This is a genomic window from Martelella mediterranea DSM 17316 (assembly GCF_002043005.1).
Classification (GTDB): Bacteria; Pseudomonadota; Alphaproteobacteria; order Rhizobiales; family Rhizobiaceae; genus Martelella; species Martelella mediterranea.
In genome coordinates this window covers 4,021,390-4,048,063 of record NZ_CP020330.1, presented here as the reverse complement: position 1 = coordinate 4,048,063, position 26,674 = coordinate 4,021,390, and the positions used below count along the sequence as shown (strand labels likewise).

Sequence of the window (26,674 nt, the reverse complement as noted above, 5' to 3'; positions counted from 1 at the left end):
ATATTCCTGCTGCGATTGCCAGTGGTCAGTCGCGCAGAAGCTCGTTGATGCCGGTCTTGGAGCGGGTCTTTTCGTCGACGCGCTTGACGATCACCGCGCAATAGAGGCCGGGGCCCGGTGCGCCGTTGCCCATCGGCTTTGCGGCCGGCAGCGTGCCGGCGACGACGACCGAATAGGGCGGGATTTCGCCATAGCTGATCTCGCCGGTGGCGCGGTCGACGATCTTGGTCGACTGGCCGATATAGACGCCCATGCCGAGCACCGAGCCTTCGCGCACGATGCAGCCCTCGACCACTTCGGAGCGCGCGCCGATGAAGCAATTGTCCTCGATGATGGTGGGGCCGGCCTGCATCGGCTCCAGCACGCCGCCAATGCCGACGCCGCCGGAGAGATGCACATTCTTGCCGATCTGGGCGCAGGAGCCGACGGTGGCCCAGGTGTCGACCATCGTGCCTTCATCGACATAAGCGCCGAGATTGACGAAGGAGGGCATCAGCACCACGCCGGGCGCGATATAGGCGGAGCGGCGCACGACCGCGTTGGGCACGGCGCGGAAGCCGGCCGCACGGAACTGGTTGTCGCCCCAGCCCTCGAACTTGGAGGGCACCTTGTCCCACCATGTGGCATTGCCGGGGCCGCCCTTGACCACTTCCATGTCGTTCAGACGGAACGACAGCAGCACCGCCTTCTTCAGCCATTGATTGACCTTCCAGGCGCCGTGTTCCTGCCTTTCGGCAACACGGGCCTCGCCGCTGTCGAGCAGGTTCAGCGCCTCTTCCACGGCATCGCGCACCTCGCCTTTGGTCGAAACCGAAATTTCGCCGCGGTTTTCGAAGGCGTTGTCGATGGTTTTTGCGAGGGAGTTGAGATCGGTCATGCTGGTATCCTGTGCCGGTCGCGCCGGGTGGCGCAAAGATAAGCCTTGGTCAGAACCGATCTAAGCGAGGGCAGCGACGGCGTCAATCTTTGGGGACGGTTCTTCCCGGACTTGCCGTCGCCAAGCCAAACGAAAATGCCCCCGGAAAAACCGGGGGCATCAATGCAGGCAAGCAGATCCGGCGCAAGGCCGATCAGGGCATCGGGCGGCGATCCGGCAGGTCCTCAATCGTGATCACCATGTCGTCATTGCGGTCCATGCGGGCAAACATCTTTGCGGCGAGCTCGGCGAATTCCTGCTGGCTCACCTGACCGCTGCGGTCGGTGTCGGCGCGCACGAAGAAGATGCGTTCGACATCGCCGGGACGTCCGCCCCATTTCTTGCCGTCCCACTTCTTGCCGTCGTGGTCTCGGCCGCCCATGCGGTGCTGCGGGCCGTCACCATTCATCGCCATGCGGCGCGGCGCGTCCGGGTTCATGCCGCCGGGGCCGGCTTCACTATTGGCCATCTTGCGGGCGGGCTTGCCATCGGGGCCGGGCATGCCGTCCGGACCGCCGTTCTGGGCCGCCATCTTGCCGCCTGGACCGGGCTTTGCGGGCGCTGCGTCCGTCGCCGCCATCTTGCCTTGTGGGCGCGGGTTGGCGTCGCGGAACGCCTGCTGTTCGGCCTTGCGGAAATCGGCAAACTCGCCGGGCGTGATCACGCCGTCGCCATTGACGTCGATTTCCTCGAACCGGCCGTCCTGGAAGGCGACGACCTCGTCCTCGGTGATCTTGCCGTCCTTGTTGGCGTCGGAGGTCTTCAGCAGGTAGATGAAGCCGCGTTCCGGGCCGGGACCGCGCATGTCGCGGGCAAGGCTCGGGGTTGCGGCGGCGCCGAGCGCCAGCGTGGCGGCAAGGGCGGATACAGTGAGTTGCTTCCCATTCATGGCTTCTTCCTCGTGTTGTGGGCCTATGAGGAAAGAGTAGGTGAGCAACCGCTCAAAGACGACTTAATTTACGGAAAGGTAGCCTGAATAATCGGTAATTCATATTCCGTTCATCATAGCAGACTGGTGACGAAACCCGTCAGGTCTTCCGTCACATAATCAATGTGTCCGGTCTCGTCGCCGAGTTGCTCGAAAGCCTCCGCAAACCCGTATTCCAGGTTTGGCGGTACGATCAGCACCGTGCGCATGCCGAGCACTTTCGGCTCCCGCAGATTGCGCGGCAGGTCCTCGAACATGGCCGCATGCCGCGTGTCGACACCGGAGCGGTTGAGGAACTTGCGATAGGCCGCGGCATCCGGTTTCGGGATGTAGCCGGCGGCCACGATATCGAAGATATCGTCGAAATGGTCGCGGATGCCGAGCGCCGCGGCGGTTTTTTCAGCGTGCGGCACGGAGCCGTTGGTGAAGATGAACTTGCGGCCCGGCAGCGCCTTGATCGCCTCGCCCAGCACCGGATTGGGCTCGATCACCGTGTAGTCGATCTCGTGCGCCTTTTCGAGAAAGTCGTTCGGGTCGATCCGGTGGTTGATCATCAGCCCCTGCAGCGTGGTGCCGTGGTCGCGGTAATACTGCTTCTGCAACTGCCGGGCCTCGTCATGCGGCAGGGACAGCAGCCGGGCGACGTAGTCCGTCATGTTGCGGTCGACCTGGGAGAACAGGTTGACGTGGTGCGGGTAGAGCGTGTTGTCGAGATCGAAGACCCAGTCGCGGACGGTCTCGAAATCGGTTTTCTTGGGGTGCGTCATCGGTTTTGTCATGCCTGCCTTATGGCAGAGAGCGGGCGGGAAGGGAACGGGATTTGCGATTTGCGGCAACTGGCGCGGTCGGGAGCGGCGTGATAAACAGGACCCATGTTCAGATCCATTCGCCAAAAGCCGATCATCCTGCAGGACCGCAAGCGCCTGCCGGTGCGGTTCTTTGCCGATTTCTGCATGACGGTGAACGGGCGACTTTGAAGGGCTGAGCGGCGGCTTCGGCCGTCATACGCTTACCTCAATTTCCCTCTTCAAGGTCAATTCCCATGGAAATCTGGATCGGCATCACATTCGCGGCCGCCTTCCTGCAAAATCTGCGTTCCTCGCTTCAGAAATATCTGAAAGGGCGCATGGCGACGCTTGGCGCCACCTTTACCCGCTTCGGGTTCGGGGTGCCGTTCGCCGTGCTCTATTTCGCAATTCTCGTCTATGGTCTCGACCGGCCGGTGCCTTCGGTCACCGGCGATTTCCTGTTCTGGTCGGTGATCGGCGCGGCGGGGCAGATCGCGGCAACCTTCCTGCTCGTCTACCTGTTTTCCTTCCGCAATTTCGCGGTGGGAACCGCCTATTCGCGCACCGAGCCGGCCCAGGCCGCCATCCTCGCCTTCCTGTTCTTCGGCGCGACGATCTCGCCGGTCGCGGTGATCGCGATCCTGATCTCGATTGCCGGCGTGATGCTGATCTCGCTGTCGCGCAGCGCCGTCAGCTTCCATGCGCTGATTGCCGGCCTGATGACCCGGACGGCGCTGATCGGCATTGCTTCAGGTACGCTGTTCGGGTTGTCGGCGGTATCATACCGGGCGGCGTCGCTGGCGCTCGCGCCCACTCTGCCGGCACCCGACAGCATCATGCAGGCTGCGTTCACGCTGCTGGTGGTGATCGTGATCCAGGCGGTCGCGATGGTCGCCTACATGCTCGCCTTCGACCGCGCGGAGCTTGGTAAGGTGTTGCGCGCATGGCGTCCCGCTCTTGCCGTCGGCTTCGTCGGCGCGACCGCGTCCTTCGGCTGGTTCATCGCGATGACGTTGCAGCAGGCCTCGATCGTAAAGGCAGTGGCGCAGGTCGAGATGCTGTTCACCATCGCCACCTCGGTGCTGTTCTTCAGGGAAAAGATCACCCGCGTCGAACTGCTGGGCTGCGGACTGGTGGTCTGCGGCGTGCTGGTGCTGCTGTTTGCGTGAGAGGGCTTTGCCCTTGCGGTCGCGCGGAGAGTGCTGCCTGGGCCCTCGGGTCAAGCCCGAGGGTGCCCCCGAGAGAGGGAGACGACGTTGAAAAGCAGCCGTCATCATGCTTCGAAAGGCCGCCGTCATGCTCTGCCGCACACCCCACTCCGTGTCATCAACTCTGTTGGATGACTTTCTCTGTGAACCTTGCATTGAGGGTCACGACGATTTTTCGCATGACTGCTGCGATCGCGACGATTGGCTTTTTGCCGGCTTCGACAAGGCGCTTGTAGAAGGCGGCGAACTCGCCCCTTCCGCGGGCGGCCTGCATGGCCGGCATGAACAGGATGGTGCGCATGACGGGTCTGCCGCCGCGCATTCTCCGGTAACCGATCTTGTTGCCGCTCTCGTTTGGGTGCGGCGCCAGGCCGGCCAGCGCCGCCGCCTTCTTTCGATCCAGCGTCCCGAGTTCGGGCATTGTGGCGATCAGGGCGGCGGCGGTTGTCTCCGCGATGCCGGTCATCGCCATTGCGATGCTGGCCCTGGCTGCAAAGGCTTCGCTGCGCATGAGCATGCGGATTTCCTTGTCGAGCAGCGCGATCTGGCGATTGATGGCAGCGAGCATGGCCTTGAAGGTGACGGCAAGTTCACGTCCGCCCGGCGCCATGGCGCGGTTTTGCTCGGCGACCCTGATGGCGACCAGATCGGCGCGGCGGCGCACAAGGGCCTTGAGCCTTGCCTCTTCAGGGTTTTCAGCCTGCCACAGGGACAGGCTTGCCCAGCGTTCCATGCCATAGGCGACCATTTCCCGGGCATCGATCGCATCGCTCTTGCCGACCCGTCCACGCGAACGAATGAAGGCCTTGAGCCTGCGCGTATCGGCCCGGTGGACGGCAAGGCCGCGCCGCAGGCACTCTTCGATCAGGACGGTTTCATACCCGCCGGTGGGTTCGCAGATGACCAGATCTGCCTCGCAGTTTCGCAGGAAGCGACGAATATCCCTGCTGCGATTGGCGATGACGGTGGCCGGACCGCCGCAGGAAACGGCGATCGTGTCCTTTGCAACGTCGCAACCAAGACAGATGTGCGGAGGGTGATGCAAAACGACCATGGCGATGCTATCCTTTCAAGGCATGCTTGGGATTGTTTGCGGGCGTGGCAATCAGCGGCCCAATCAACTCTTCAAGCGGTTGCTCGGTGCAACAGTGACCTTGATGACAGCGGGTATTCCACCCAATACTCGGACGGTCGGCTGTTGCAGCAGCTGCGGGCAAGCCAACGGCCCGCAGCTGCATCACAACAATAGCGCAGATCCGACAAACAATCCTCGGGCTTGACCCGAGGATCCAGGCCACACGACGAGCGCTGCTGGCACGCTCTGCCAGAGCCAACAGCGCTTCGAGAATGCCCAAACGAAAGAGGCCGGGACGAACCCGGCCTCTGCATTCCGATAGGCTTTGCGAAGCTTACAGCAGCTTGCCCATGGCGACGGCGACGTCGCCCATGCGGTTGGAGAAGCCCCATTCATTGTCGTACCACGACAGGATGCGCACGAGCTTGCCTTCCAGAACCTTGGTCTGCTGGGCCGAGAAGATCGAGGAGGCCGGGTCGTGGTTGAAGTCGCGGGAGACCAGCGGCTCTTCGCTGTATTCCAGAACGCCCTTCAGCTTGCCTTCGGCGGCTTCCTTGATCGCGGCGTTGACTTCTTCCTCGGTGACGTCGCGCTTCGGCACGAATTTCAAGTCGACGACCGAGACGTTCGGGGTCGGAACGCGGATCGAGGAACCGTCGAGCTTGCCCTTCAGTTCCGGAATGACGAGGCCGATCGCCTTGGCCGCGCCCGTCGAGGTCGGGATGATGGAGAGGGCCGCCGCGCGGGCGCGGTAGAGGTCCTTGTGCATCGTGTCCAGCGTCGGCTGGTCGCCGGTGTAGGAGTGGATCGTGGTCATGTAGCCACGCTCGATGCCGAACTTCTCATGCAGCACGTAGGCGACGGGCGCGAGGCAGTTGGTGGTGCATGAACCGTTGGAGACGATGATGTCGTCCTTGGTGAGCGTGTCGTGGTTCACGCCGAAGACGATGGTCTTGTCGGCGCCGGCGGACGGCGCGGAGACCAGAACGCGCTTCGCGCCGCTTGCCAGCAGCATCTCCGCCTTTTCCTTGGCGGTGAAGATGCCGGTGCATTCGAGCGCGATGTCGACATCGCTCCAGGGGAGATCCTTCGGATCGCGGATCGCGGTGACGCGCATCGGGCCGAGACCGGCGTCGATCGTGTCGCCATCCACCTTGACCTCATGCGGGAAACGGCCATGAACGGAGTCGTATTTCAGAAGGTGGGCGTTGGTTTCGACCGGGCCGAGATCGTTGATGGCGACGACCTCGATATCCTTGCGGCCGGACTCGATGATGGCGCGCAGAATGTTGCGGCCGATACGGCCAAAGCCATTGATGGCAACTTTTACAGTCATGTCAGAAACTCCCTATTCGCGAATAGTTTCACAAAGTCCCAAGGCCGCACATCTCTGGAAGCTTCCGGGGAGGGCAGCGGAGAAAACGGTCTTGCGAGGCCTCGGCCCCGATATAAACAGTTACGACCGGAATTTCAGCAAACAACTTTGGTTTACGGCATTTTCCGGCCTGCCGCCCGGCTTTGGAGCCGGGCGGCTTGCGGTTCGTCAAATCAGGCGCGCTTCTTTTCCACGGCCTTGACCACGGCATCGGCGGTGATGCCGAAATGCTCGAACAGCGCCTCGCCCTTGCCGGATGCGCCGTAGCCGGTCATGCCGATGAAGATGCCGTCCGAGCCGATGAACTGATCCCAGCCCATGCGCACGCCGGCTTCGACGCCGACCTTGATCGGCGAATTGCCGATGATCGCCTTCTGGTAGTCTTCCGGCTGTTCGAAGAACAGTTCCATGCACGGTACGGAAACGACGCGGGTGGAAATGCCCTTGCCGTCGAGCGTCTTCTGCGCCTCGACCGCGAGCCCCACTTCGGAACCGGCGGCGAAGATCGTGACGTCGGCGTCGTTGGCCGGGATCAGATCATAGGCGCCGGTCGCGCACAGGTTCTTCTCGGTGTATTTGGTGCGCACCGCCGGCAGGTTCTGGCGGGTCAGCGCGATGCCCGAGGGGGCATCCTTGCTTTCCAGCGCGAGCTGCCAGCATTCGGCGGTTTCCATCGCATCGGCCGGGCGGAACATCAGAAGGTTCGGCACGGCGCGCAGCGAGGCCATCTGCTCCACCGGCTCGTGGGTCGGGCCATCCTCGCCGACGCCGATCGAATCATGTGTCCAGACATGGATGACGCGGATGCCCATCAGCGCCGCCAGGCGCACCGAGGTGCGGCAATAGTCGGAGAAGATCAGGAAGCCGCCGGAATAGGGGATCAGCCCGCCATGGAGCGCGATGCCGTTCATGGCGGCGGCCATGGCGTGCTCGCGGATGCCCCAATGCATGAACCGGCCGGAGAAGTCGTCCGGCGTGATCGGCGCGGTCTGGCTAGTATTGGTGTTGTTGGAGCCGGTCAGGTCGGCCGAGCCGCCGAAAGTTTCCGGCACAACGCCATTGATGACTTCGAGCGCGTTCTGTGAAGATTTGCGCGAGGCGAGCGTCGGCTTTTCCTCGGCAAGCTCCTTCTTGTACTTCTGGATCGCACGGTCGAACGAGCCCGGCAGATCGCCGGCGAAGCGGCGGTTGAATTCCGCCTTCACATCGGCCTTGGCGGCGTTGAGCTTCTTTTCCCACTCGACGCGGGTCTTGGTGGAGCGCAGCCCGGCGACGCGCCAGGCGTCGAGGATTTCCTCCGGAACCTCGAATGCCGGATATTCCCAGCCGAGTGCCTTGCGGGTGGCTGCGATTTCCTCGTCGCCGAGCGGCGAGCCGTGAACCTTGTTGGTGCCGGCCTTTTTGGGCGCGCCGTACCCGATCGTGGTCTTGCAGGCGATCAGGGTCGGCTTGTCGGATTTGTGCGCCTCTTCGATCGCGGCCGCGATCTCATCCGGATTGTGACCGTCGATATCGATCGTGTGCCAGTTGCAGGCCTTGAAGCGAGCGATCTGGTCGGTCGAATCCGAGAGCGAAACCGCGCCGTCGATGGTGATCGAGTTGTTGTCCCAGAACAGCACGAACTTGTTCAGCTTCAGGTGGCCGGCAAGCGAAATCGCCTCCTGGCTGATGCCTTCCATCAGGCAACCGTCGCCGCACAGCGCATAGGTGTAATGGTCCATCAGCTCGTCGCCGAATTCATTGGCGAGCTTGCGTTCGGCGATCGCCATGCCGAGCGCATTGGCAATGCCTTGGCCGAGCGGACCGGTGGTGGTCTCGATGCCGGAGGCGTGGCCGTATTCGGGGTGACCGGCGGTCTTGGAGCCGAGCTGGCGGAAATTCTTGATATCGTCGATCGTCATGTCCTCGTAGCCGAGGAGATAGAGCAACGAGTAAAGCAGCATCGAGCCATGGCCGGCCGACAGCACGAAGCGGTCGCGGTTCGGCCAGTCGGGGTTCTTGGGGTCGAAGCGCATGAAGCGGGTGAACAGCACCGTGGCGACATCGGCCGCGCCCATCGGCAGGCCGGGATGGCCGGAATTGGCCTTCTGCACGGCATCCATGGAAAGGAAGCGGATCGCGTTGGCCATCCGGTTATGTTTATCAAGAGAAGTCATGTTCTTCTTCGCTTTTCTTGAGTCTGTGGGAATGACATCGGTCTTCGGGAGTGACACTGGTCGACGGATTACCGGCGAAATCGCCGGACGGCAATGCTGCCGCGAAAACTATTATGTTGATCCGGCCAATCAGGGCGGCCGTCCGCAGGCGCCCCCTTGCCCGGAAAACGCCGCGACCCTACACCATTTCATACGGGCCTGCCACCGCTTAATCGGCAAGTTTTGCGGGCTTTGCGGCTCTGTCGCATTGGCCGGGCGAAAGGTGTCCCGCGGCAAATCGTGAATGTCGGCCGGCGGACCAAGTTTCCTATTGACAACTGCCGGCCTGCGTTGACCTTTGCTGTTAGCTCTCCCTAAGATCATGATGATAATTAGAGCATCTTGGCGATTCGCTCCGACGACGCGACGGTTTGTCGAAGATGCCGGGTCAAATTCCATCACGGGGTGGGGTTCTAAAGAATGGTCGCAAACACTGACCGGTTGGACGCGGCGCTGAGCGCGCTCGAAAAGGCATTTTCGACATTGGAAAATGCGCTCGACGCCCGCGCCGAAAACCTCCAGAACCGCGAGGAGCTCGAAAACGAGGTCCGGATCGTGCATGAGGACCGCGCGGGGCTCGCGCGCGAACTCGACCAGGCGCAGTTCCGCGCGAACCGGCTCGAGGAAGTCAACCGCGAGGTTTCCGGTCGGCTGGTGGCGGCAATGGAGACCATACGCTCCGTTCTCGCCCACGAAAAATAGGGGCGAGGCAGATGGCGCAAGTCACGGTCAATATCGATGGCAAGGCCTACCGAATGGCCTGCGAGGAAGGCCAGGAGGATCACCTGCTGGACCTCGCCGCCCGCTTCGATTCCTATATCTCCAACCTGCGCGGCAGTTTCGGCGAGATCGGCGATCTGCGCCTGACGGTGATGGCCGGGATCATGATCATGGATGAGCTTCACGATCTGCAGGCGGCGGTGGACGCCAATGCAGCGGAGCTTGCTGAATTGCGCCGCGCCGCCGGCTCGGCCGACGAAAACCGGGCGGCCGAGGCCGATGCGCTGGCCGACAGGCTGGAGAACCTCGCGGAGCGGATCACGACGCTCTCGTGCAAAGTCTCCGGCGTGTCGAAATAGACGCGGCCTTTGATGTGCCGACCGCTGCGGTGGCGGACGAAAATATAGCTATGCTTCCCCCTTCCAGCGGACGATGCGACACTCTATATAAGAGTTACGGTCTGCGCTTCTCGACAGGAATCAACACGAATCCCCGGGGCCTTACTCGATCCTAAGGGAGCTGTCCCTGACCTGGCCCGTGGGCTTGGTTATATGGCGCCCACCTACTTCTGTAGGCGCCCAGGATCCAACCGATTCCATCGGTCGCCGTGGACCGCACTTCTTACCGGGGGAGAACTCTCTTGGCCCTTCTCACAAAACCCGAACTGCGCAGCGCGAGCCTGAGAAGGCGCGACGCGCTGTCCGTTGACGAGCGGCAGGAGAAAAGCCTGGCGATCGCCACCCATGGCGCCGAGGCGCTGTCGCGGTTTGCCGCCGGCAAGTGCGTTGCCGCCTATCACCCGATCCGTTCCGAAGTCGATGTCGCGCTGCTCGCCCACATGCTGGAGGATGCCGGCGCGCGGCTTGCGCTTCCCGCTGTCATCGACCGCGAGACCATCGTCTTCCGCGCCCACACCGCCGCCGGAAAGCTTGTGCCCGGCGGCTTCGGCACAATGGCTCCGGGGGAGGAGGCGGAGATCGTCGACCCGGATATTCTGCTGATGCCGCTTTCCGTGTTCGACCGGCAGGGCAACCGCATCGGCTATGGCGCCGGCCATTATGACCGCGCGATCGAGCGGCTCGTTGCAAAGGGCCGCAAGCCGCTTTTGATCGCCGTCGCCTTCGATCTTCAGGAAGCGCCGGCAGTGCCCGCCGAAGCCCATGACATGCCGCTCGATGGCGTGATCACCGAGACGGGGCTTGCCTGGTTCGGCGATCGGCCGGAAGGCCTCTGAGCCGCCGCGTTCCCTCTCGCGGCATAAAATCATTGCCATGACCGCCTCAACGGCTCTAAACCGGCGCAAAACCAATGCGCGGCGCGCGCGGCAGGATGGAATTTCATGCGTTTGCTTTTTCTGGGGGATATGGTCGGCAAGACGGGGCGCACGGCGGTGTGGGAACGATTGCCCGGCCTTATCAGCGACCTGAAGCTCGATTTCGTGATCGTCAACGGCGAGAATGCCGCCGGCGGCTTCGGCATCACCGAGACGATCTTCCAGGACACGATCGACGCCGGCGCCGATGTGGTGACCACCGGTAACCATGTCTGGGACCAGAAGGACGCCATCATCTTCGCCGACCGGCATGAGCAGTTTCTGCGCCCCGCTAATTATCCGGCAGGCACGCCTGGGCGCGGCTCATCGCTCTATTACGCCAGAAACGGCGCGCGGGTTCTGGTCGCCAACATCATGGGCCGGGTGTTCATGCATCCCGAGCTGGACGATCCATTCAAGGCCGCCGAGACCATTCTGGAAGCTTGCCCGCTGAAAAGCGAGGCCGATGCGATTGTGTTCGATTTCCATGCCGAGGCGACCAGCGAGAAGCAGGCCTTCGGTCATTTCGTCGATGGCCGCGCCAGCCTCGTCGTCGGCACCCACACCCACGTGCCGACCGCCGATTGCCAGATTTTGAACGGCGGCACGGGCTTCATGTCGGATGCCGGCATGTGCGGCGATTACGATTCCTCGCTCGGCATGGACAAGGAAGAGCCGCTCAACCGCTTCATCTCGAAAATGAACAAGTCCCGCTTCGAGGCCGCCACCGGCCCGGCCACCATCTGCGGGCTTGGCGTCGAGATATCGGATCGCACGGGACTGGCGGAAAAGATCGCGCCGCTCAGGCTCGGGCCGCGGCTTGAGGAGACGGTGCCGGGGTTCTGGGCGTAGCGGGAATAGCGTTCTCAGGCGCCCAGAAGAAACCGGCTGCCCATCCACAGGCCCATCAGGATCATCATCAGGTTCTCGGTCAGCGAGATGAAGCCCAGCGGAACGGACGAATTGCCGCCGACGCAGGCGCATTTCAGTTCGCGCTTGTCGATATAGACGGCCTTGAACACACTGACCGCGCCGACCGTGCCGACAAATAGCGCCACCGGCGCGGAGAGCCAGGGCAACAGACCGGCGGTCATCAGGATGCCCGCAACAGCCTCGCCATAGGGATAGACCTTGCCATAGGGTACAAAGCGTCTCGCGAGCAGATCATAATTCAGGAACATGATCGAGAACTGTTCCACATCCTGCAGTTTCTGGATCGCGAGGATCGTCATCGAGAGCGAGATGAACCAGATCACGGTCTGCCATGTCAGCACGGTGCCGTACTGGTGAAGGGCAAGGCCCAGCGCGAGCAGGGCCGCGACCGAAAAGATCGCGATCACCGGACGATAGCTGGTATCGGATTGCTCTTCCTTGGGCGGGTCGACGCCGAGAAATACCCTGAGATCGTCATAGCCGCCGATCCGCTCGTCCTCGATAAAGGTCTGCGGCGTTGTTTCGACATCATGCTTGCGCTGAAAGGCATCGGTTTCCTCGCGCGTCTTCAGATGGTGATCTTCGACCCGATAGCCGTGCCGCTCCAGCATGTCCTTGGATTTTAGGCCATAGGGGCAGATGTGATCGGGCATCACCATCCGGTAAAGTCTGGCGGTTTTCGCGGTCTCGGCCATTCTTTCCCTCCAATCCTGCAGGCGTTTGGGCCGTGTCCGTCACAGAGATCGGGAAACGGCTCTTTCACGTCCAACGAAGCGCCCTCGTTTATGTTCCCGGGGCGGCGAAAGCCGATTTCCAGATACGCCGTCCGGCGCTATCATGCGGGCCGGGCGCCGCGCTGGGCGGCGGAGAGAGGGAGGGCCGGATGGCCGCTGCGATCACCTTTGCGCTTTCGAACTTCACATTGACCTGTTTCATCTTCGGCCTCATCGCCGCGGCGATCGCGCTTGCCGCGCAGCGGCCGCCGCGTCCGCACGGCGCCGTGGTCGAGGCCTTGCTGGCCTGGTTCCTGTTCTTCTCGATCGGCGTCTCGCTGTTCTACAACTTCGTCATGCATGTCTTCTTCGGCAAGATGACGGCCTCGTTCATCGGCTGGGCGGACAGCCCGTTCCAGGCGGAGGTCGGCTATGCAAGCCTCGGCTTCGCCGTGGTCGGATTCATGGCCTTTGCCGGCAATCGCGGCCTGAGGATCGCCGCGATCGTCGGCCCCACCTGCTTCCTCTGGGGGGCAGCGGTCGGCCACGTGATCGATATGGTGCGCTCCCACAATTTCGCGCCGGGCAATGCCGGCGTCGTGTTCTGGACCGATATCCTGCTGCCGGTCGTCGGGCTCGCACTGCTGGCGATGAGCCGGGAGGGATCGCATCGGTCTGCTTGAACGCGCCGGTCTGAACGGATCGCGGCCGCGTCGCGAAGATACAACCGCCTGCTGTATCAGCCTTTATGGGGCACGATCCCGGGCGGTTGCCAGTCGCCGTCGAGCACCGCCTGTTTCGGCCAGTAGATGCGCATCGCGACATAAAAGGGCCCGTCGGGCGCGGGCAGCCAGTTGGCCTTTTTCGCCGGGTCCGTCGGCGCGTCCTTCTGGATGTAGAGGGTGAGCGAGCCGTCGGCGTTCTTGGTCAGCTCCGGCAGCATCGGGGCGTTGATGAGATAGCGGTCGATCGGGTTGGGCACGAGATGCTGGGTCTTGCCGTCATACATGGTGACCGACCAGAAGGCGCTGGCGGGCGGCAGTTCGCCAGGTTTGAAGGTGATGGTGTAATCCGATTTCGAGCCGTCCAGCCTGTTGTGGTCGATGTCGATATTGGTGATCGGATAGACCGCCTCGGCGGTGTCATTGGCAAGAAGGCCCGCGACGGCGACGGCCGCGCGCAGGCCCCAATTGCCGGCATAGCCATCGCGGTTGCCCTGAATGCCCGTGCTCACGCTCCAGCCGTTTTCGATCTTGCCCATGGATTTGATCGCGTTTGCGATATCGGCGCGGGCGGCCTTCACGCCCTGCTGGATCGCCGCAAGTTCGGCGTCGCTGGTGCCGGCCGGCGGGAACGGCTTTCCGGCTTCCAGCCCGATACTGGCGAATTTTTCGCGCAGCGGCTGCTCCACGGCCGCCGGGCCGGTCGCCGGCGCGAACTGGAGCAGGAAGGCGAGGTAGCCGAGGGGATTTTCCTTCGCCGACTGGTCATCGATTTCCGGCCAGTCAATGGCGGGCGCGGGCGCCGGCGCTGCTTCGCCGAGGAAAGCTGAAAGCGGCTCCACCGTATAGCCGGCCTGAACCTTGCGGACATTGTCGATATCGCCCGGGTTGAAGAGCTGCGTGCGATAAAGCGCGGTCGCGAATTCGGTTTCCGACTGGAACACCTTGGCGATCCCCTTCGGCGCGTCAGCCTTCCAGTCGGGACCGGCCACGGCGTAACAGGCGGCGTCGTTGCCGGTGGCGCGCGAGCCGATATAGCCGAAATTGAAGGTGTAGAGCGATGTCAGCATCACCGAGTAATAGCGGTCCTTGTCGACCGCCGGCACGCACAACACCAGCGGCTCGGCCCGCAGGTCCATCCACAGTTCGGAATAGGGGGTGTCGCTGTTCGGGGTGACGATCGAGGTGTCAGCCGGGGTGAACACGTTGGATTCATTGTGCAGCGTGTTGAACGGGGCCTTGAACTGCGAACCGTCCGTGTCGATCGCCTGATCGTACATCAGCTTGTAGAGGTCCACCATCGGCAGGCCGTAGACGGTGGCCTGCTCGGCGATGGCGGCGGTATCATTGGGTTCGTCGGCGGCAAGGCCGCTGACCGGGCCGAGAAGAAGGCCTGCGATTGCAAAGCCTGTGATGAAGGGCTTGTACATCTGTATCTCCTGTTACGCACAGTGCCGTCGCAAGCTGCGCGTGCCGGCGGCGGTTTCAATCCCAGCTTCTATACAACCTGAAATATGAATACAGCATGTCCATACACTTGTGATGTGGGAAAAGCGGGCCGCGACATTTTTGCGCGGGCTTCAGGCTTTGGTAACCAAACTCGCGGAGAATCCGCTTCGTCACCAGTTTTCGAGTACGTGTAACAAGCGAGTATCACATGGTTCCGGTTTCCGCCCTTCAGGCAAAGGCGGCGCGTCCCGCGCCGTGGCTCGACACCATCATCAAGGGCGATTGCGTTGCAGCACTTGAAAACCTGCCCGATCACTCGGTCGACGCGATCTTCGCCGATCCGCCGTATAACCTCCAGCTTGGCGGCGTGCTTCATCGCCCCGACCAATCGAAGGTCGATGCGGTCGATGACGCCTGGGACCAGTTCGCCTCGTTCGAGGTCTATGATGCCTTCACCCGCGCCTGGCTGCTCGCCTGCAAACGGGTGCTGAAGCCCACCGGCACGATCTGGGTGATCGGCTCCTATCACAACATCTTCCGCGTCGGCGCCAAGATGCAGGATCTCGGATTCTGGATCCTGAACGACATCGTCTGGCGCAAGACCAATCCGATGCCAAATTTCAAGGGCCGCCGGTTCCAGAACGCGCATGAAACCATGATCTGGGCGAGCCCCAATTCGGAAACCAAGGGCTATACCTTCAATTACGACGCGATGAAGGCGGCCAATGACGATGTGCAGATGCGTTCCGACTGGCTGTTTCCGATCTGCTCAGGCGGCGAGCGGCTGAAGGATGAGGAGGGCCGCAAGGTCCATCCGACCCAGAAGCCGGAGGCGCTCTTGTCGCGCATCATCCTGTCCTCCACGAAGCCCGGCGATGTCGTGCTCGATCCATTCTTCGGCTCCGGCACCACCGGCGCGGTCGCCAAGCGGCTCGGCCGCCATTTCGTCGGCGTGGAACGCGAACAGGATTATATCGATGCCGCGCAGGCGCGTATCGACGCGATCGATCCGCTTGCGGCGGACATGCTGAAGCCGCTGCCGAGTAAAAAATCGCTGCCGCGCGTCGCCTTCGTCTCGCTGATCGAGAGCGGCCTGCTTTCGCCCGGCGACCGCCTGACGTCGCCCAAGGGCGACCATGTGGCGCTGGTGCGCGCCGACGGAACGCTGGTCAGCGGCCAGACCGCCGGCTCGATCCACCGGCTGGGCGCCCAGGTGCAGGGCGCGGAGGCCTGCAATGGCTGGACCTATTGGCATTACGAGGAGGCCGGAAAGCGCCACCCGATCGACCGGCTGCGCGGCGAGATACGCGCGGCGACCGCCGAAATCTGAGGCCTCGCGACATACAACCTATATTAGCGAGAGTGCAACTAAATATAGAATTTGTTTAGCATTATCGTTTATCGGTTGTTAGGCAAACCCTGCAAAAGGCGTCCTGACCTCCAGATAAGACGCATCCTTCGGGCCCGGTCCCTGCCGGGCCCGAAATCTTTCATACGGTGATACCGTATTTGGCGAGATCGCGTTCCAGCTGGGCGGCGTCGATGAAGCGGATGCCGTGCCATCCGGCTGTTTTCGCGCCCTCGATATTTTCCGCCTTGTCATCGATGAACAGCGTTGCCTCCGGCGTCAGGCCGAAGGTCTCGGCATGGCGCTCGAAGATGTCGCGGTCGGGCTTGACCATGCCAATCTCGCCGGAAACCGTGATGCCCCGGCCTTCCTCCAGAAACGGATAGCGCGCGCGGCAGATCGTGAAGGTGTCGGGCGCAAAATTGGTCAGCAGGGTGACATCATGCTTTGAGGCGGCGAGCTTGCGGAACAGGGCCACGGAATCATCATAGCAATAGGGGATCATCTCTTCCCAGTTGGCGCGGAAGGCGCGGATATTGTCGGCCTCTTCCGGATGGCGGGCAATCGCCTCGGCCTCGGCTTCTGTCCAGGGACGGCCGCGATCCTGTTCGTGGTTCCAGGCATTGGTGCAGACTTCCGCGAAGAACCGGTTCCGCTTTTCCTCGTCCGGGATGATGCGCTTGAACGGGATCAGCGGGTCGTAATGCACCAGAACCTGGCCGATGTCGTAGACGATATGGCGGATTTCAGCGGTCATGGGGTCTCCGTTTGAATGCATCGGGTATGGCCTTGGAAATGGCCTTCTTCATTACACTGGGAAGCGCTTTTTCGCCAAGCCCGCTTTCCCATCGCCCGCCCGCAACGGGGCGTTCGGAGGTCACCGCATGCCAGACGGAAAGCCGCAGCTCGAAATGAGTGAAGACGTGGGTGATCTCACCCGCATGGCTCCACTCGGCGGCAAAGGGGGCGGCGTCGCTGCCGGTCTCGCCATCCTGGCGGGCCGTCCAGCCTGTGGTCGGCGGTTCCGCCATGCCGCCCAGGAGCCCCGCTTCGGGCCGGGTGCGCAGCAGCACGCGACCATCCGGCGTTTCGGCCACGAAGGCCGCGCCCCGGCGCACCGGCCGTGCGGCTTTCGGCATCTTCAGCGGAAACCGCTCGGGATCGTCATTGGCCAGCGCCAGACAGTGCGCGCGGAACGGACAGAGCGCGCAGGCCGGTCGCTTCGGCGTGCAGATCGTGGCGCCGAGATCCATCATCGCCTGGGCGAAATCGCCGGGCCGTTCGCGCGGCGTCAGCTTGGCGGTCCATGAGCGGATTTCGGGCTTGGCGGCGGGCAGCGGCGTCTCGATCGCGAAAAGCCGGGTGACGACCCGCTCGACATTGCCGTCCACCACGGTTTCCGGGCGGTCGAAGGCGATCGCGGCGATTGCGGCGGCGGTGTAATCGCCGATGCCGGGCAACGCCTTCAGCCCTTCGAGCGTGTCGGGAAACACGCCGCCATGCTCGCGCGCGATCGTTTCGGCGCATTTCTTCAGATTGCGGGCGCGGGCGTAGTAACCGAGCCCGGCCCAGGCGGCCATGACTTCGTCGGTTTCGGCGGCGGCGAGGTCTTCGACCCTCGGCCAGCGGGCGAGGAATTTTTCGTAATAGGCCTTTACCGCCTGCACCGTGGTCTGCTGCAGCATGATCTCGGAGAGCCAGACATGGTAGGGATCGGCTCTTTCGCCCTTCAATCGGTCGCCGGGGCCGGTCCGCCAGGGCAGGTCGCGGTGGTGGCGGTCGTACCAGGTAAGCAGGTCGTAAGAAAAGTGGTCCATGAAATTCCGGTGCTGCGCTTTGTCTCCTGATCGCGTACAGTGCCAGACCGAAACGGGCAATATCTGTCGCCCGTTTTCATGTTCCGTGTCGAGAAAGCCCCATGCGTCCCACTCGTTCCAGAAGCGCCAGCCAGATTGCCGATGTCGCCAACAGCCTCATCGATCCGATCCTCGCAAAACGCGCCGGCATTTCCACCGCCCTTCTCAATGCCTGGCCGGAGATCGCCGGCGAGACCTATGCCGAGTTCTCCCGTCCCGAAAAGATCGCCTGGCCGAAGCGGAACGGCGCAAACGAGGACGGCGGTTTCAAGCCGGGAACGCTGACGATCGCCTGCGAGGGCGCGCGGGTTCTGTTTCTCACCCACGCCCAGGACGAACTGATCCACCGGGTCAACGGCTTTTTCGGCTATGTGGCGATCGAGCGGGTGAGGGTGGTTCAAAAACCGGTGCAGCCGCTCGGCGGAAATCATCGCCCGAAGCCTACGCTGTCACCGTCCGAAACGCGGGATCTGGAGGCCCGGCTCGCAGGCATCGAATCCGAGGCGCTGAGGAAGGCGATCATGCGGCTCGGCGCCGGCGTTATGAGTGAGAAGCGCAACAAGCGTCGCTAGTTCAGGCGCTGTTCAGCATGCTCCGGTCACATTTCTTTGAAGCCTTGGCGCGGCGGGCGGCTTGTGGATTCTGGCCGCGGTCGCTAGTGAGAGTTACGGGAAACAGACGAGGTACAGGATATGCCTGAATTCGAGATCACAAAGCGGAACCTGCTGCGCGGCGCGGCTGTCGGCGCGGCCATCGGCTCCATGGGCTTCTCATCCGCGCTGGCGCAGGACCTGCCGAAGAGCCAGGGCAGCGTCGATATGGACAAGGCGCTTGAGCCCGGCAGCCTTCCGGAGATCGCGCTTGGTGAGCCGGATGCGCCGGTCAAGATCATCGAATACATGTCCATGACCTGCCCGCATTGCGCCAAGTATCAGGAAGATACCTTTCCGGCGATCAAGGAAAACTTCATCGATACCGGCAAGGTCTATTATATCTTCCGCGAATTCCCCTTCGACCCGCGCGCCATGGCCGCCTTCATGCTGGCCCGCTGCACGCCCAACGACAAGTATCTGCCGTTCATCGACATGATGTTCCAGCAGCAGCGCACATGGGCAACGGCCGAAGACGGCAGCGCCGCCATGCTGCAAATGGCGAAACTCGCCGGTTTTACACAGGAAAGCTTTCAGGCTTGCTTGACGGACCAGAAGCTGCTTGATGACATTAATGCAGTCAGAACGCGCGGTGCGGATGAATTCGGGGTCAATGCCACGCCGACCTTCCTGATCAACGGAAAGAAATATGCGGGGGATATGTCGGTTGACACCATGTCGGCCCTCATCAACAGCATGCTTTGACCGTACGTTCGAAGAGTTTCGGGCGCGCGCCAGCGATGGCGCGCGCTTTTTTGCGTTTGGGCGGCCCAAAAGACGAGCGTTTGCCAAGACGCCATCAATCTCCCCCCTTGAGGGGGAGATGTCGCGAAAGCGACAGAGAGGGGTGAACCCTCTCAACAGGCTCGGAATATCGGGCCGGCGTTTCACCCCTCTCTGCCCTGCCGGGCATCTCCCCCTCAAGGGGGGAGATCGGCAAGCGGCGGGTTGGTCCATCATATCGATAGGCATAGGTTCGGGCACGGTTGGCGGCGGCGCGCTGATTGTCCGCAAGGGGCCGGCGGCATGAAGTTCAACCGCCTGCGCCTGATCGGCTTCAAATCCTTTGTCGAGGCAAGTGATTTCATCATCGCGCCGGGGCTCACCGGCGTGGTCGGGCCGAATGGCTGCGGCAAGTCGAACCTTGTCGAGGCGCTACGCTGGGTGATGGGAGAAAATTCCTACAAGAACATGCGCGCCTCGGGCATGGACGACGTGATCTTCTCCGGCTCCGGCAATCGCCCGGCGCGCAACGCCGCCGAAGTCGGCCTCCATATCGACAATTCGGACCGCACCGCGCCCGCCGCCTTCAACGATAGCGACGAAATCCAGGTCACGCGCCGGATCATGCGCGAGCAGGGCTCGCAATACCGCATCAATGGCAAGGAGGCCCGCGCCAAGGATGTCCAACTGCTGTTCGCCGACGCCTCGACCGGGGCCCGCTCGCCCTCCATGGTCGGGCAGGGGCGGATCGGCGAGCTGATCCAGGCAAAGCCGCAGGCCCGTCGCCAGCTTCTGGAAGAGGCCGCCGGCATTTCCGGGCTTTATTCCCGCCGCCACGAGGCGGAACTCCGCCTGCGCGCGGCCGAGACCAATCTGGAGCGGCTCGAGGACGTCACCGGGCAGTTGACCAGCCAGATCGAGAGCCTGAAGCGCCAGACCCGGCAGGCGACCCGGTTCAAGATGCTGTCGGCCGATATCCGCGCCCATGACGCGATCCTGCTGCATCTACGCTGGGTCGATGCCAAGACGGCGGAGGCCGAGGCGACCAGCGCGCTCAACCAGTTGACCGCGACGGTGGCCGAGCGCGCCAACCAGCAGATGGAGGCGGCCAAGGCCCAGGCGATTGCCGGCCTGAAGACGCCCGAACTGCGCGATGCGGAAGTCAAGGCCGCGGCCCTTCTGCAGCGCCTGCAGATTGCCCGCCGTCAGCTTGAGGATGATGCCTCGCGTCTGACACAGCGCCGCGACGAACTCTCCCGCCGCCTGCTTCAGCTTGGCGAGGACATCCGCCGCGAGGAGGCGATGATCGCCGACAACAGCGCGATCCTCGCGCGTCTGGATGAGGAAGAGGCCGAGCTTACCGAGCTGATCGGGTTTTCCGGCGAGGAGCTTGCCGAGGCCCGGGAGAAGATGGACGAGGCCGCGGCCCGGCTTGGCGAAAGCGAGGCGGTGTTCACCGCGCTGACGGCCGAACGGGCCGAGGCGGCCGCCAACCGGTCGCAGCTTGAGCGGACCATTTCGGAGCTTTCCGACCGCCGCCAGCGGATTGAGCGCCAGATCGGAGATGCACAATCCGAGCTTGCGGCGATCAGCGAGCGCATTGCCGGCCTGCCGGACCCAGCCGAAAAACAGGCGGCGCTGGAAGAGGCCGCGATCGCCGAGGAAGAGGCGATTGCCGCCGCCGAGGAGGCCGATGAGCAGCTTGCAGAGGCGCGCCGCAACGAGGCGCTGACCCGCCAGCCGGTGGAAGCCGCGCGCGCCAGACTGTCGGAAATCGAGACCGAGGCGCGCACGATCGACAGGATGCTGGCCGCAAGCGCCGCCGCCGGCGATTTCACCCCGCTTGCCGAACTGCTCAGCATCGAGCATGGCTATGAGACCGCGCTTGGCGCGGTCCTGGGCGATGACCTCGACGCGCCGCTGGAGGCCGATGCCCCGGCGCATTGGCACGGCAATGGCGATGGCGGGGACGATGCCGCGCTTCCGGAGGGTTGCCGCCCGTTGAACACGCTTGTCGACGCGCCCGCCGAAGTGTCGCGCCGCCTGCGCCAGGTGGGGCTTGTGGCCGACGATGCCGCTCTCGCCCTGATGGCAAAACTCGCGCCCGGTCAGGAGCTGGTCACCGAGGCCGGCGCGGTCTATCGCTGGGATGGCTTCATCAAGGGCGCGGACGCGCCAAGTGCCGCAGCCCTCAGGCTGTCGCAGAAGAATCGGCTCGCCGCGCTGGAGGAGGAGCGCCGGGAGGCCGAGGTGGCCCTGGAAGATGCCCGGGCGGTGCAGGTCGAGGCCAGCGAGGCGGTGCGCGCGCAGGAGCAGGCGGTTACCGCCGCCCGCGAGGCGGTGCGCATGGCCGGGCGCACGGTCGCCGATGCCCGTGCAGCGCTTGCCGAGGCCGAGCGCGCATCCGGCGAACTGGTGCGCCGCCGCGATGTCGCCGCCGAAACGCTGAGCCAGTTGCAGGCGCAGGGCGAGGATATCGTGCTGAGCTTCGAGAATGCGTCGGCCGCCCTTGCCGAGGCGCCGGACTACTCTGCGCTGGAAAACCGGCTGGCCGCGCAGGGCGCCGAGGTGTCGCGCCATCGCGGCGAACTGGCCGAGGTCCGCGCCCGCCACGACGGGCTGCTGCGCGAGAACGATTCCCGCCAGCGCCGCCTGACCGCGATCGGGCAGGAGCGCGCAAGCTGGCAGAACCGCGCCAGGAGCGCGCAATCGCAGATCGAAACCTTGAAGGCCCGCGAGGAGGAAGCCCGCGAGGAGCTGGAAACCCTTGAGGAAGCGCCTGAGGAATTCGAGGAGAAGCGCCGCCAGCTGACTCGCGAACTGGAGCAGGCGGAAGAGGCTCGCAAGGCCGCATCCGACCGGCTGGCCGAGGCGGAGACCGCGCAGCGCGACGCCGACAGGGAAGCCGCGCAGGCGCTTTCCAATCTGGCCGAGGCCCGCGAAAAGCGCGGTCGTGCCGAGGAGCGGCTGGTGTCTGCCCGCGAGCGCCGCGAGGGCGCGGAGAAGCGCATTTTTGAGGTGCTGGAGGTGGCCCCCCACGAAGCGTTCCGGCTGACCGGTCTCGCACCCGACGCGGAGCTTCCCGAACCGGTTTCGGTGGAGCGCGCGCTGGAGCGGCTGAAGATCGAGCGCGAACGGCTGGGCGCGGTCAATCTGCGCGCCGAGGAGGAGCAGAGCGAGCTTTCGGCGCAACTCGACGCGCTGGTCAAAGAACGCGACGATATCATCGAGGCGATCCGCAAGCTGCGCGGCGCGATCCAGAGCCTCAACCGGGAAGGGCGCGAGCGCCTGCTGGCCGCCTTCGACGCCGTCAACGAGCAGTTTCAGCGGCTGTTCGTGCATCTGTTCGGCGGCGGTATGGCCGAGTTGCAACTGATCGAATCCGACGATCCGCTGGAGGCTGGGCTGGAAATCCTCGCCCGGCCGCCGGGCAAGAAGCCGCAGACCATGACGCTGCTTTCCGGCGGCGAGCAGGCGCTGACGGCGATGGCGCTGATCTTCGCCGTGTTCCTCACCAATCCGGCGCCGATCTGCGTGCTGGACGAGGTCGACGCGCCGCTCGACGACCACAATGTCGAGCGCTACTGCAACCTGCTGGACGAGATGGCGGCGACCACCGAAACCCGCTTCATCGTCATCACCCACAACCCGATCACCATGGCGCGCATGGACCGGTTGTTCGGCGTCACCATGGCCGAGCAGGGCGTGTCGCAACTGGTCTCCGTCGACCTGCAGACCGCCGAAAAGCTGGTCGAAGAGGTCTGAGAGCCGTCGCGGGATGCGTTAACGGCCAAAGATCGGTGCTACCGGCGCTTTTTTCGCCAGTGCCCAATTCTCATTTCGCCCATGATGCTCTAACGTCTCGCACCAGAAGAGGAATTCGCGCCTTGCGGGAACAGTGGAGATGGTCCCCAAGGCGTGTGAAGGCGGATGCATGGCGAATTGGGTTTACGGCTTCGGCGCGGGAGATGAGCACGAGATTGACCGCGACCGGCTCGGCGGCAAGGGCGCGGGCCTTGCCGAAATGGCGCGCATGGGCCTGCCGGTGCCGCCCGGCCTCACCATCATCGCCGATGTCTGCCGCTATTTCTACGATAACGGTCGCAGCTTCCCTGAAGGGCTGAAGGAGGAGGTCGCCGAAGGGCTAGCGGCGGTCGAGGCGGCCACCGGCCGCCGCTTCGGCTCCGGAGAACGCCCGCTTCTGCTTTCGGTCCGCTCCGGTTCGCGCGTCTCCATGCCGGGGATGATGGACACGATCCTCAATCTCGGCCTCAATGACGAGACCGTGCTGTCGCTTGCCCGCGACACCGGCGATGCCCGTTTCGCCTGGGACAGCTATCGCCGGTTCATCCAGATGTACAGCGATGTCGCGCTCGGGCTCGATCAGGAGGTATTCGAGGAGCTTCTCGAGGAGCGGTTGTCCGAGCTTGGCCATCAGGCCGAGACCCAGCTTACGGCCGGTCAGCTTGAGGATATCGTCACAAGCTACAAGCAGCTTCTCAGCGAGGAACTCGACTGCGATTTCCCGCAGGACCCGTTCGAGCAGCTCTGGGGCGCGATCGCGGCGGTTTTCTCAAGCTGGACCAGCGCGCGCGCCGTTGCCTACCGGACGCTGCACAACATTCCGACGGAATGGGGCACGGCGGTCAATATTCAGGCCATGGTGTTCGGCAATCTCGGCAATGGATCGGCAACCGGGGTGGCGTTTACCCGCAACCCGTCCACCGGCGAGAATGCGCTCTACGGCGAGTTTCTGGTCAACGCGCAGGGCGAGGACGTCGTCGCCGGCATCCGCACGCCGCAAAGCGTCACGGAGGCCGGCCGCATCGCCTCGGGCGGCGAAAAGCCCTCGCTTGAAAAGCTGATGCCGGAGGCGTTTGCGGAACTTGCGACGATCGCGGCGCGGCTTGAGCGCCAGTATGGCGACATGCAGGACATGGAATTCACCATCGAGCGCGGCAAATTATGGATGCTGCAGACCCGCAGCGGCAAGCGCGCGGCGGGCGCCGCCGTCAGGATCGCCATGGACATGGCCGATGAAGGGCTGATCAGCCGCTCCGAGGCGATCATGCGCATCGATCCGGCCACGCTCGATCAGATGCTGCATCCGACCATCCGTCCGGAATATCGCGGTACCCAGATCGGCTCCGGCCTGCCGGCTTCGCCCGGGGCCGTGACCGGCGAGATCGTGTTCACCGCCGAGGAGGCGATTGCCGCCAAGGCGGAAAAACGCAGCGTCATTCTGGTGCGCACCGAAACCAGCCCGGAGGATATCCAGGGCATGACCGCGGCGGTCGGCGTGCTCACCACGCGCGGTGGCATGACCAGCCACGCGGCCGTTGTCGCCCGCGGCATGGGCGTGCCCTGCGTCACCGGCGCGGGCAATATGCGAGTCGACCGGTTCGACAACATCCTGCACGGCATTGGCGGGGTGATGCTCCATGCCGGCGACAAGGTGACGATCGACGGCGCCACCGGCCGGGTGATGAAGGGCGCAGCACCAACCCAGAAGCCCGCGCTTTCCGAGGATTTCCAGCGGCTGATGGTATGGGCCGACGATGTGCGGCGGATGAAGGTGCGCACCAATGCCGATACGCCGGCGGATGCCCGCGCGGCGCGCGATTTCGGCGCGGAGGGGATCGGCCTTTGCCGCACCGAGCACATGTTCTTCGAGGGCGGCCGCATCCACATGATGCGGCGGATGATCCTTGCCGAGACGGAAGAGGGCAGGCGCGCCGCGCTCGACCAGCTTCTGCCGATGCAGCGGGACGATTTCGAGGCGCTGTTTTCGATCATGCACGGCCTGCCGGTGACCATCCGCCTGCTCGATCCGCCGCTGCACGAGTTCCTGCCGAAGACCGAAAGCGAGGTCGACGATGTCGCCGACGCGCTCGGCATGGACAAGCAGGCGCTTCGGCATCGCCTCGACGCGCTTTATGAATTCAACCCGATGCTCGGCCATCGCGGCTGTCGGCTGGCGATCTCCTATCCGGAGATCACCGAAATGCAGGCGCGGGCGATCTTCGAGGCCGCCGTTGCCGCCGCCCGCGCCACCGGCGAGGCGGTGGTGCCGGAAATCATGGTGCCGCTTGTGTCGCTGCGCGCCGAGCTCGACTATGTGAAGGAACGCATCGACGCGGTTGCCCGCGAGGTGATGACTGAAGCCGGCATGGAGATCGAGTATCTCGTCGGCACCATGATCGAACTGCCGCGCGCGGCCCTTCGCGCCCACAAGATCGCCGAAACCTCCGCCTTCTTCTCGCTCGGCACAAACGACCTGACCCAGACGACGTTCGGGATGTCGCGTGACGATGCGCCGGGCTTCATCGGCACCTATCAGAAAAAAGGCATTATCGAGCGCGATCCGTTCGTCTCGCTGGATTTCGACGGCGTCGGCGAACTGATGCGGATGGCCGCAGAGCGCGGCCGCCAGACCCGAAGCGATCTCCAGATCGGCATCTGTGGCGAGCATGGCGGCGATCCGGTTTCGATCCGCTTCTGCGAGGGGCTCGCGCTGGACTATGTCTCCTGTTCGCCGTTCAGGGTGCCGACCGCCCGCCTTGCCGCCGCCCAGGCGACGATCGGCCAGTCTCAGTCAGAAAGCCTGTAACGGTTTTTCAGCATTGGCGGTCCATCCGTTTCCACCCGGCCGCGCTCGACCAGATCTTCCAGATGCGCCAGCACGGAAAGCGCGGCCGCGCCATGGAGCTTCGGGTCCGTGGTGCGGTAGATCACCTGGACGATCTCGGCAATGGTCTCGTCTCCGGTCGCGATCCGTTCGAGGATCGCCTTTTCGCGCATGCGCCGGTGCGAGCGAGTGGCCCGCAACACGCCCTTGGCGTCGCGGATCGTGTCGCCGTGGCCGGACATGTAAACCGTTTCGGGACGCTCCAGCAGTTTCTCGATCGAGGCCATGTAATCGCCCATCGACCCGTCGGGCGGGGCAACGATCGTGGTCGACCAGTCCATCACGTGATCGCCGCAGAACAGATAGGGGGTGCCCTGAAGCGCGAAGGCGAGATGATTGGCGGTGTGGCCCGGCGTGTGCACGGCCTGAAGCGCGAAGCCATTATCGGCGGCGATCGTGTCGCCGTCGCCGAGAACGATATCAGGTTGAAGCGCGCTATCGGCGCTCTCGGCAAAGGGATTGACCTCGCCGGCAAAAAGCGGGCGGGCGGTCTCGTGCGGGCCGAAGCCGGCGATCGGCGCCCCGGTCTCAGCCTTCAGCCTGCGGGCCATCGGCGAATGGTCCATATGGGTGTGGGTGACGGCGATGAAGCGGACCCTGCGCCCGTCGATCGCGGCAAGCCAGTGCTCCAGATGCCCGTCGATATCGGGCCCGGGATCGATGATGCCCACCTCGTTGGAGCCGACGAGATAACCGTTCGTGCCGAAAAAAGTGAACGGCGAGGGGTTGTTCGCCGTCAACCGCGCAATGCCTTCCGCAAGCGGTACGGCGCGTCCATAGGCCGGATCGAATTCGGGTATGCCCATTCGCATTTCCTTCAACTTCTGCCCTGCCTGTCTGACACCATGCGCGCAAAATGCAAGGCCGGAGCCGCTGGCCCGAAGATCGGATTGAACTTCCTGAAAGCATGATGCATGGATTCGACCAGTGCGAGCGCCTCCGAACCTCCGAACGGAAGCACGGTGCTCAATAACGCCAATTCCTGTCGCCGGCGAGAATCTCGTCAGGCGGACAGATTTAGACGTTGAGACCGGGCGCGAGCTTTGCTAAGAGGCTGTGCGCACCGCCGGCCCCG

The 26,674-nt window shown here is 63.6% G+C and carries 22 protein-coding genes and 1 other RNA gene; 12 read left to right on the top strand and 11 right to left on the bottom strand.

Annotation, left to right across the window (positions count from 1 at the left end):
• Window positions 1-25: 25 nt before the first annotated feature.
• The 3 genes from dapD to Mame_RS18840 all read right to left on the bottom strand — a co-directional run bounded on the left by dapD (window position 26) and on the right by Mame_RS18840 (window position 2,623).
• On the bottom strand, window positions 26-877 hold the full coding sequence (dapD, locus tag Mame_RS18850; RefSeq protein ID WP_018065395.1) for a 2,3,4,5-tetrahydropyridine-2,6-dicarboxylate N-succinyltransferase: 852 nt from the start codon (window positions 875-877) through the stop codon (window positions 26-28).
• 193 nt (window positions 878-1,070) lie between these two features.
• Window positions 1,071-1,805, bottom strand: coding sequence for an EF-hand domain-containing protein (locus tag Mame_RS18845; RefSeq protein WP_018065394.1), 735 nt, complete (start codon window positions 1,803-1,805; stop codon window positions 1,071-1,073).
• 113 nt (window positions 1,806-1,918) lie between these two features.
• Window positions 1,919-2,623 carry a pyrimidine 5'-nucleotidase gene (locus tag Mame_RS18840; protein ID WP_026173576.1) on the bottom strand — a complete coding sequence of 235 codons (705 nt, stop codon included), beginning with the start codon at window positions 2,621-2,623 and terminating at the stop codon, window positions 1,919-1,921.
• A 263-nt stretch (window positions 2,624-2,886) separates the two neighbouring features.
• Here Mame_RS18840 and Mame_RS18835 point away from each other — a divergent pair, with 263 nt between their 5' ends.
• On the top strand, window positions 2,887-3,801 hold the full coding sequence (locus Mame_RS18835) for an EamA family transporter (RefSeq protein WP_018065391.1): 915 nt from the start codon (window positions 2,887-2,889) through the stop codon (window positions 3,799-3,801).
• A 157-nt stretch (window positions 3,802-3,958) separates the two neighbouring features.
• Here the strand turns inward: Mame_RS18835 and Mame_RS18830 are convergent, their stop codons facing one another.
• From Mame_RS18830 to tkt, 3 genes are all read right to left on the bottom strand, one after another.
• Complete coding sequence (locus Mame_RS18830) at window positions 3,959-4,894, bottom strand: IS110 family RNA-guided transposase (RefSeq protein ID WP_079920699.1); 936 nt, start codon at window positions 4,892-4,894, stop codon at window positions 3,959-3,961.
• Window positions 4,895-5,249: 355 nt separating this feature from the next.
• The gene (gap, locus tag Mame_RS18825; RefSeq protein ID WP_018066645.1) at window positions 5,250-6,251 is read right to left on the bottom strand and encodes a type I glyceraldehyde-3-phosphate dehydrogenase; all 1,002 of its coding nucleotides are present in this window, start codon (window positions 6,249-6,251) and stop codon (window positions 5,250-5,252) included.
• A 212-nt stretch (window positions 6,252-6,463) separates the two neighbouring features.
• Window positions 6,464-8,446, bottom strand: coding sequence for a transketolase (tkt, locus tag Mame_RS18820; RefSeq protein WP_026173799.1), 1,983 nt, complete (start codon window positions 8,444-8,446; stop codon window positions 6,464-6,466).
• 459 nt (window positions 8,447-8,905) lie between these two features.
• Between tkt and Mame_RS18815 the strand changes: the two genes are divergently transcribed.
• From Mame_RS18815 to Mame_RS18795, 5 genes are all read left to right on the top strand, one after another.
• Window positions 8,906-9,187: a DUF4164 domain-containing protein gene (locus Mame_RS18815; protein WP_026173800.1), complete on the top strand. Its 282-nt coding sequence runs from the start codon at window positions 8,906-8,908 to the stop codon at window positions 9,185-9,187.
• 11 nt (window positions 9,188-9,198) lie between these two features.
• Entirely contained in the window at window positions 9,199-9,564 is a 366-nt protein-coding gene (locus tag Mame_RS18810; protein ID WP_018066648.1) for a cell division protein ZapA, read from the top strand.
• A gap of 95 nt (window positions 9,565-9,659) precedes the next feature.
• Window positions 9,660-9,823: non-coding RNA, 6S RNA (gene ssrS / locus Mame_RS18805), on the top strand.
• Between the two features lie 22 nt (window positions 9,824-9,845).
• Entirely contained in the window at window positions 9,846-10,439 is a 594-nt protein-coding gene (locus tag Mame_RS18800; RefSeq protein WP_018066649.1) for a 5-formyltetrahydrofolate cyclo-ligase, read from the top strand.
• 105 nt (window positions 10,440-10,544) lie between these two features.
• A complete protein-coding gene (locus Mame_RS18795) occupies window positions 10,545-11,369 on the top strand; it encodes a TIGR00282 family metallophosphoesterase (RefSeq protein ID WP_018066650.1) in 825 nt (274 codons plus the stop codon).
• A 14-nt stretch (window positions 11,370-11,383) separates the two neighbouring features.
• On the opposite strand, the gene Mame_RS18790 is transcribed toward Mame_RS18795, so the two are convergent.
• Window positions 11,384-12,145, bottom strand: coding sequence for a glutaredoxin family protein (locus Mame_RS18790; RefSeq protein ID WP_018066651.1), 762 nt, complete (start codon window positions 12,143-12,145; stop codon window positions 11,384-11,386).
• 188 nt (window positions 12,146-12,333) lie between these two features.
• Here Mame_RS18790 and Mame_RS18785 point away from each other — a divergent pair, with 188 nt between their 5' ends.
• Window positions 12,334-12,846, top strand: coding sequence for a DUF6790 family protein (locus tag Mame_RS18785; protein WP_018066652.1), 513 nt, complete (start codon window positions 12,334-12,336; stop codon window positions 12,844-12,846).
• A 56-nt stretch (window positions 12,847-12,902) separates the two neighbouring features.
• Here Mame_RS18785 and Mame_RS18780 read toward each other — a convergent pair whose 3' ends face one another.
• Window positions 12,903-14,315 (bottom strand): DUF1254 domain-containing protein, encoded by a 1,413-nt coding sequence (locus tag Mame_RS18780; protein WP_018066653.1) that lies wholly within the window; start codon window positions 14,313-14,315, stop codon window positions 12,903-12,905.
• A gap of 227 nt (window positions 14,316-14,542) precedes the next feature.
• On the opposite strand from Mame_RS18780, the gene Mame_RS18775 reads away from it, so the two are divergent.
• The gene (locus Mame_RS18775) at window positions 14,543-15,664 is read left to right on the top strand and encodes a site-specific DNA-methyltransferase (RefSeq protein ID WP_018066654.1); all 1,122 of its coding nucleotides are present in this window, start codon (window positions 14,543-14,545) and stop codon (window positions 15,662-15,664) included.
• Between the two features lie 160 nt (window positions 15,665-15,824).
• Here Mame_RS18775 and Mame_RS18770 read toward each other — a convergent pair whose 3' ends face one another.
• On the bottom strand, window positions 15,825-16,439 hold the full coding sequence (locus Mame_RS18770) for an HAD family hydrolase (RefSeq protein WP_018066655.1): 615 nt from the start codon (window positions 16,437-16,439) through the stop codon (window positions 15,825-15,827).
• Window positions 16,429-17,499, bottom strand: coding sequence for an A/G-specific adenine glycosylase (gene mutY / locus Mame_RS18765; protein ID WP_018066656.1), 1,071 nt, complete (start codon window positions 17,497-17,499; stop codon window positions 16,429-16,431). Before mutY ends, Mame_RS18770 begins: the two co-directional genes overlap by 11 nt.
• A gap of 101 nt (window positions 17,500-17,600) precedes the next feature.
• Here mutY and Mame_RS18760 point away from each other — a divergent pair, with 101 nt between their 5' ends.
• From Mame_RS18760 to ppdK, 4 genes are all read left to right on the top strand, one after another.
• Window positions 17,601-18,110 carry a DUF721 domain-containing protein gene (locus Mame_RS18760; protein WP_018066657.1) on the top strand — a complete coding sequence of 170 codons (510 nt, stop codon included), beginning with the start codon at window positions 17,601-17,603 and terminating at the stop codon, window positions 18,108-18,110.
• Between the two features lie 120 nt (window positions 18,111-18,230).
• Complete coding sequence (locus Mame_RS18755; protein ID WP_018066658.1) at window positions 18,231-18,893, top strand: DsbA family protein; 663 nt, start codon at window positions 18,231-18,233, stop codon at window positions 18,891-18,893.
• A 321-nt stretch (window positions 18,894-19,214) separates the two neighbouring features.
• Window positions 19,215-22,676, top strand: coding sequence for a chromosome segregation SMC family protein (locus tag Mame_RS18750; protein ID WP_018066659.1), 3,462 nt, complete (start codon window positions 19,215-19,217; stop codon window positions 22,674-22,676).
• A gap of 169 nt (window positions 22,677-22,845) precedes the next feature.
• Window positions 22,846-25,521 carry a pyruvate, phosphate dikinase gene (gene ppdK / locus Mame_RS18745; protein ID WP_018066660.1) on the top strand — a complete coding sequence of 892 codons (2,676 nt, stop codon included), beginning with the start codon at window positions 22,846-22,848 and terminating at the stop codon, window positions 25,519-25,521.
• Here ppdK and Mame_RS18740 read toward each other — a convergent pair.
• A complete protein-coding gene (locus tag Mame_RS18740) occupies window positions 25,503-26,405 on the bottom strand; it encodes an MBL fold metallo-hydrolase (RefSeq protein ID WP_018066661.1) in 903 nt (300 codons plus the stop codon). The two genes, ppdK and Mame_RS18740, sit on opposite strands and share 19 nt — an antisense overlap.
• Between the last annotated feature and the right edge of the window lie 269 nt (window positions 26,406-26,674).